Source organism: Dietzia aerolata (assembly GCF_014144865.1).
Lineage (GTDB): Bacteria > Actinomycetota > Actinomycetes > Mycobacteriales > Mycobacteriaceae > Dietzia > Dietzia aerolata.
Map to the genome: position 1 here is coordinate 1 of NZ_JAALDM010000272.1, position 6,918 is coordinate 6,918.

At 70.8% G+C, this 6,918-nt stretch carries 5 protein-coding genes; 3 read left to right on the top strand and 2 right to left on the bottom strand.

Features of this window, described 5'->3' with window-relative positions; all coding sequences use genetic code 11:
- Window positions 1-89 precede the first annotated feature (89 nt).
- Both pip and panB read right to left on the bottom strand, forming a co-directional pair.
- Complete coding sequence (pip, locus tag G6016_RS14590) at window positions 90-1,106, bottom strand: prolyl aminopeptidase (protein ID WP_182633345.1); 1,017 nt, start codon at window positions 1,104-1,106, stop codon at window positions 90-92.
- Window positions 1,106-1,969, bottom strand: coding sequence for a 3-methyl-2-oxobutanoate hydroxymethyltransferase (gene panB, locus G6016_RS14595; protein WP_182633346.1), 864 nt, complete (start codon window positions 1,967-1,969; stop codon window positions 1,106-1,108). The genes pip and panB overlap by 1 nt, the downstream gene beginning before the upstream one ends.
- 219 nt (window positions 1,970-2,188) lie before the next feature.
- Here panB and glnA point away from each other — a divergent pair, with 219 nt between their 5' ends.
- From glnA to G6016_RS14610, 3 genes are all read left to right on the top strand, one after another.
- Entirely contained in the window at window positions 2,189-3,529 is a 1,341-nt protein-coding gene (gene glnA / locus G6016_RS14600) for a type I glutamate--ammonia ligase (protein WP_182633347.1), read from the top strand.
- The gene (locus G6016_RS14605) at window positions 3,526-6,609 is read left to right on the top strand and encodes a bifunctional [glutamine synthetase] adenylyltransferase/[glutamine synthetase]-adenylyl-L-tyrosine phosphorylase (RefSeq protein ID WP_182633348.1); all 3,084 of its coding nucleotides are present in this window, start codon (window positions 3,526-3,528) and stop codon (window positions 6,607-6,609) included. Before glnA ends, G6016_RS14605 begins: the two co-directional genes overlap by 4 nt.
- A 65-nt stretch (window positions 6,610-6,674) precedes the next feature.
- Window positions 6,675-6,918, top strand: a 244-nt coding sequence (locus G6016_RS14610) for a hypothetical protein (protein ID WP_241730336.1), incomplete at its 3' end; no start/stop codon positions are given.

A 6,918-nucleotide genomic window follows, 5' to 3' on the forward strand; every position in this document is an offset into this window, starting at 1 on the left:
CGAATGCTCTGCTCGATGCGCGAGCGGGCGCACCGAGCCGAGGCACCCGGCCGCCTGCACGGCCCGGCGGTGCCGTCACGGCTCAGGGATCAGCCCCGGAAGCTGTCCGTTGCCTCGAGCAGGTGGTGCGTGATCCCGGGCTCGGCCATAGCGTGGCCGGCGTCGGGAACGATGTGCAGCGTCGAGCCCGGCCACGCCGCGTGCAGCTCCCAGGCATTGGCGACCGGGCACACCACGTCGTAGCGACCGTGCACGATCACCACCGGTAGATGGGCGATCCGGTCCATCCGGTCCAGGATCGCTCTGCCGGTGAGGAAGGCGTCGTTGACGAAGTAGTGGTTCTCGATCCTGGCAAACGCCAGGGCGAACCGGTCGCCGACGCCGTCCGAGTCGCCGGAACCGTCGGAGGCGGCGCGGCGGGGGAGTAGCTGGGAGGTCGAGGTCTCCCACGTGGTCCACGCGCGCGCGGCGGCGAGCTCGGTGGCCGGGTCGCCACAGTGCAGGAGCCGGTGATAGGCGGCCACGTGGTCATACCCGGCAGCGTGCACCGCCTCGGCGCCGTCCGCAGCGATCAGTGGCGCCAGGTATCCCTCCCAGACGTCGGGGAACAGGTGCGCCGCGCCGCCGCGGTAGAACCAGTCGATCTCCGAGGGTCGGCACAGGAAGATCCCGCGCAGGACCAGACCGCGAACCCGCTCGGGGTGCTCCTGGGCGTAAGAGAGGGCCAGCGTCGAGCCCCACGACCCGCCGAAGAGCAGCCACGTCTCGATCCCGAGGTGCTCGCGCAGGCGCTCGAGGTCGGCGACCAGGCTCCAGGTGGTGTTGACCGCCAGGTCGGCGCCGTCGGCGACATGTGGGGAGCTGCGACCGCAGCCGCGCTGGTCGACAAGGATGATCCGGTAGGCAGCCGGGTCGTACATCCGGCGGTGCGCCGGGTTGGTGCCGCCGCCGGGACCGCCGTGGATGAAGACCACGGGCGTACCGTCCGGGTTGCCGCAGCATTCCCAGTACAGTCTCTGGCCTTCACCCACATCGAGCATCCCGGTCTCGTAGGGCTCGATGTCCGGATACGGCATCCGGCGCGGCGCGGTCCCGGCGGTCGACATCAGAAGGAGTGCTCCGCCCCGGGGAAGGCCCGCGACCGGACCTCGGTGCCGTACTCGCGGGCGGCATCACGCAGTTCGTCGGCCAGGGCCGCGTACTTCTTGACGAACTTGGCGGTGCGGCCGGTGCCGTATCCGGCCATGTCCTGCCACACCAGCACCTGGGCATCGCAGCCGTTGCCGGCGCCGATGCCGACGGTCGCGATCTCCAGCTCGTCGGTGACCTCCTTGGCCAGGTCGGCGGGGACCATCTCCATCACCACGGAGAACGCGCCGGCCTCCTGCACGGCCCGGGCGTCCGCGCGGAGCTCGTCGGCGGCGTCGCCTCGGCCCTGGACGCGGAAACCGCCCAGGCCGTTGACGGACTGCGGGGTGAAGCCGATGTGGGCCATCACGGGGATGCCGGCATCGACGATCGCCCGGATCTGCGGCGCCATGCGCACGCCGCCCTCGAGCTTGACGGCCTGGGCGCCACCCTCCTTCATCATGCGGGTGGCAGCGGCGACGGCCATCTCGGGCGAGCCCTCGTAGGAGCCGAAGACCAGGTCCGCCACGACGAGGGCCTTGGGGGCGCCACGGGTGACGGCCCGCACCAGCGGGATCATCTCGTCCTCGGTGACGGGAACGGTGGTGTCGTATCCGTAGACGACGTTGGCGGCGGAGTCGCCCACCAGCAGCACCGGGATCCCGGCCTCCTGGAACAGGCGGGCGGAGACGAAGTCGTACGCGGTGAGCATCGGCCAGGCCTCGCCGGCCGCCTTGAGCTCGGCGAGGTGATGGATGCGCGTGACCCGGGTCAGACCCTGCTGATCGGTGTCTGCCGCGCCGCCGGATCCGTAGACCGGGGTGTCGGGGTTGTCGCTCATATCGGTGTGGCCTTCCTTCGGTGACCTCGAGGCCGGAATGCGCTCCGGTCCCCGGGTGGACAGGGGGCGGTGACGTGCGCGGCCGCCGCCGTGCGGTGTCGCGAACGAGTCTGCCACGGGCGCCTTCCGGGCGCGGGTTCGGTGCTCGAGGCGGCGCGTCGGCGCGTCGACGACGGGATGTCACACGGACGTAATGGGGGAGGCACTAGGTTGGACGGCATGAACCGCCAGCAGGAGTACGTTCTCAGGACCCTAGAGGAACGCGACATCCGGTTCGTCCGGCTCTGGTTCACCGATGTGCTGGGGACGCTCAAGTCCGTGGCCGTCGCCCCCGCCGAACTCGAGGGGGCGTTCGGTGAGGGCATCGGCTTCGACGGATCGGCGATCGAGGGCTTCTCGCGCGTCTCGGAGGCGGATACGGTAGCCAAGCCGGATCCGTCGACGTTTCAGGTGCTGCCGTGGGCGCATGCCGACGGCGGCCAGCACACGGCCCGCATCTTCTGCGACATCTTCAACCCGGACGGCGGCCCGAGCTGGGCCGATCCGCGCCACGTGCTGCGTCGCCAGCTCAACAAGGCCGCCGACCTCGGCTTCTCCTGCTACGTGCACCCGGAGATCGAGTTCTTCCTGTTCCACAGCTTGGACACCGACGGCGCGGAGCCAGTGCCCACGGACAACGGCGGCTACTTCGACCAGGCGGTCCACGACACGGCGCCGCATTTCCGCCGCCACGCGATCGAGGCACTGGAGGCGATGGGGATCTCGGTGGAGTTCTCCCACCACGAGGGCGCGCCGGGCCAGCAGGAGATCGACCTGCGCTACGCGGACGCGCTGAACATGGCGGACAACATCATGACCTTCCGCTACATCGTCAAGGAGGTCGCGTTGAACAACGGGGTGCGGGCGTCGTTCATGCCCAAGCCCCTGCGCGACCACCCGGGCTCGGCCATGCACACGCACATGAGCCTGTTCGAGGGCGACACCAACGCGTTCCACGATCCGGATGACGAGTACCAGATGTCGTCCACTGCCAAGTCGTTCGTCGCCGGGATCCTCACGCATGCGCCGGAGTTCTCGGCGGTGACCAACCAGTGGGTCAACTCCTACAAGCGGCTCATCGGCGGCGGCGAGGCGCCCACGGCGGCCACGTGGGGGCGGGCCAACCGGTCGGCGCTGGTGCGCGTTCCCATGTACACGCCGAATAAGGCCTCGTCGCGCCGGATCGAGGTCCGCAGTCCGGACTCGGCGTGCAACCCGTACCTGGCGTTCGCGGTGATGTTCGCCGCCGGCATCAAGGGCGTGCAGGAGGGCTACGAGCTGCCGCCGGAGTCGGAGGACGACGTGTGGACCATGAGCCGGCGCGAGCGTCGGGCGATGGGCTACACCGACCTGCCGGGCAGTCTCGAGCAGGCGCTGGACGCGATGGAGGAGTCGGAGCTGGTTGCCGAGGCCCTCGGCGAGCATGTCTTCGAGTTCTTCCTGCGCAACAAGCGTCGCGAGTGGCGCGACTACCGCAGCGACGTCACCCCGTTCGAGCTGCGGAACTACCTGGCGCTGTGAGCAGGGACTCGTCCCGTCGGCGGATCCCGAGCCCCGGCCGGCTCGGGCTCCTCGACGACAGGGCGGCGGAACACCTCGAGTACCTGGGGTGGGACGACGACGACGCCGTTCCCGTTCTCCGGGCCCTGTCTCGAGCTCCGGATCCGGATCTGGCCCTGACCGCTCTGGTCCGCATCCGTGAGTCGCTCGCGGCCCTGTCCCATGCCCGAAGTGGCGGCACCATCGCTGTCGACAGTGGCGTGGCCGCGCTGGACGAGACATTGCGGACGGACCCGCGGGTGCGGGCGCGTCTGCTCGCGCTGCTGGGATCCTCGAGCCAGCTCGGGGATCACATCGTCGCCGAGCCGACCCGCTGGACCCTGATGCGGGAGTCGCTCCCGGAGCCCGGCGACGTCCTGGCCGACATGCTCGGTGCGGTCGAGGCCGTGCCCGAGGAGCCGGCGGAGGACGCCCCGGAACCCACCCAGAGCGAGGACCTGCGCACCCCCGGCACCTACCGGGCCGCGATCACGGGCGGTGCCGCGGTGAACGTCCTGAGGGTGACGTACCGCAACCATGTGGCACTGCTGGCAGCCCACGACCTGGCGTCGACCGTGGAGCCGGACGAGCCGCTCGTGCCGTTCGACGAGGTCGGCCACCGGCTGTCCGACCTTGCCGACGCGGCCCTGACCGCCGCGCTGGCGGTGGCCGTGACAACCGTCTACCCGGAGTCGCCGATGCCCGCCAGGCTGGCCGTGGTGGCCATGGGCAAGGGCGGAGCCCGTGAGCTCAACTACATCTCGGACGTGGACGTCATCTTCGTCGCCGAGCCGTCGGACGCCAAGACCACGCGGGTGGCGGGCGAGATGATGCGCATCGGCTCGATGGCCTTCTTCGAGGTGGACGCCGCCCTGCGTCCCGAGGGCAAGGCCGGCGAGCTCGTGCGCACGCTCGAGTCCCACACCACCTACTACAAACGTTGGGCCAAGACGTGGGAGTTCCAGGCCCTGCTCAAGGCGCGGCCCATGACCGGTGACTTCGCGCTGGCGACCGCCTACCACGAGGCCGTGCACCCCATGGTGTGGACGGCGGCCGAGCGCGAGGACTTCGTGCACGACGTGCAGGCCATGCGGCGCCGGGTCGAGGAGAACGTGCCGGAGACCCTGCGCGACCGCGAGCTCAAGCTCGGCCGCGGCGGACTGCGGGACGTGGAGTTCGCCGTTCAGCTCCTGCAGATGGTGCACGGACGCACCGACGAGGACCTGCGCGTGCTCAGCACGATCGAGGCGCTCGGCGCGCTGCGCGACGGCGGCTACATCGCCCGCGAGGACGGCGCCGACCTGATCTCCGCCTACGAGTTCCTCCGGCTCCTGGAGCACCGACTCCAGCTCGAGCGCTACAAGCGCACCCACCTGCTGCCTGAGGAGGACGACGACGAGGGGTACCGCTGGCTCGCCCGCGCCGCGGGCATCCGCCCCGACGGCCCCCACGACGCGGCGCAGGTACTGCGCAAGAGCCTGCGGGAGATCCGCCGGCGGGTGCGGCGCCTGCACTCGAAACTGTTCTACCGCCCGCTGCTGGACTCGATCGCCTCCTACGACGCGGAGGCGCTCTCGCTGAGCCCCGCGGCGATGGAGCGGCAGCTCGGCGCGCTGGGTTTCGGTTCCCCTCGCAATGCGCTGGGACATCTGCGGGCGCTCGCCGGGCAGAACAACCGTCGGGGCCGGATCCAGGCGCTGCTCCTGCCGACCTTCATGGAGTGGCTGGCCGACACCCCCGACCCCGACGCGGGCCTGCTCGCCTACCGGAAGCTGTGCGAGGAGAACGAGGAGATCACCTGGTTCCTGCGCACCCTGCGCGACGACAGCATCGTGGCCCGCCGCCTGATCCGGGTGCTGGGCACCTCGGTGTTCGTCGCCGAATTGCTCATGCGCAACCCGGAGGTGATCCCCGACCTCACCGACGGAGCCGAGGGGCCCCTGCTCGTGGCCGCCCAGGTCTCCGACATCGCTTCGGCCCTCACCGCCTCCGCCGCCCGTCACCGCACGCCCGAGAAGGTCATCGCCGCGGCCCGGTCCCTGCGCCGTGCCGAGCTGGCGCGGATCGGCGCGGCCGACGTCCTGGGCATGATTAGCCTGCCCGACGTGGGCCGACGCCTGACCTCGGTGTGGAAGGCGGTGCTCGAAGCGGCACTCGCGGCCGTGAGTCGTGACATGCTGCCCGGCGGCGGCCCGCAGCCGGCTCGCCTGGCCTACATCGGCCTGGGCAGACTCGGCGGGAACGAGTTGTCGTACGGCTCGGACGCCGACGTGATGATCGTGTGCGAGCCCGCCGAGGGGGTGCCCGAGGAGGACGCCCTGAAGTGGGCCACACAGGTCGCGGAACGGATCGGCCGGCTGTTGTCGTCGCCGTCGTCGGATCCTCCTTTGGACCTCGACACCGACCTGCGTCCCGAGGGGCGCAGTGGTCCCCTCGTGCGGACCCTGTCCTCCTACCGCGCCTACTACTCCACGTGGGCCGAGACCTGGGAGCTCCAGGCGCTGCTCCGCGCCTCGTTCGTGGCGGGCGACCCCGACCTGGGTCTCGACTTCCTCCACATGATCGACGACTACCGCTACCCGGCCGACGGCGTCCCACCCAAGGTCGTGCAGGAGATCCGCCGCATGAAGGCACGCATCGACGCCGAGCGGCTCCCGCGCGGCGCCGATCCGGCGACCCACACCAAACTCGGACGCGGGGGACTGGCGGACGTGGAGTGGTGCGCGCAGCTGCTCACCATGCAGCACGCGTCCACCGTGCCTGCCCTGCACACCACCTCCACCCTCGAGGCACTGGACGCCGCCGCCTCCGCGGAGCTGCTCAGCGAGGCCGAGCGGGACGCGCTCGTGCAGTCGTGGCTCATGGCCGGCCATGCCCGCAATGCGCTCGTGCTGGCGCGCGGGAAGGCGATGGACCAGTTGCCCGGCCAGGGCAAGGTGCTGGCCGCGGTCGCGTCGATCTGCACCGGGTCCTCCGACGGCGCCGAGTTTCTCAACGAATACCTGCGCGTGACCCGCCACGGTCGCAAGGCCGTGGACCACGTGTTCTGGGGCGAGATCTGATCTCGGGGTCGAACCGGGGGTCGTCACCGATGCGCACCCGGCGCGACCGGCACTAACCTGGGCGCATGCCAGTAACGATGAACCTCACCCTCACCCTCGACGGGGTCACCTACGGCGAGCTGTACGAGTTCGTCGACGCCGTCCGCGCCGCCGGGGTTCCCGCCGACGAGCGCGTCCGCTGTATCGGCTCCGATGACAAAGGCGACCGCTTCGAGGTCGAGCTCGGCCCGGATCGTCGTCGCCCCGGGGCCGCCCGCTCCGCCTCCCGCGCCCTCGCCGAACCGGGGACCGCGCCCGACGGCCCGGCCG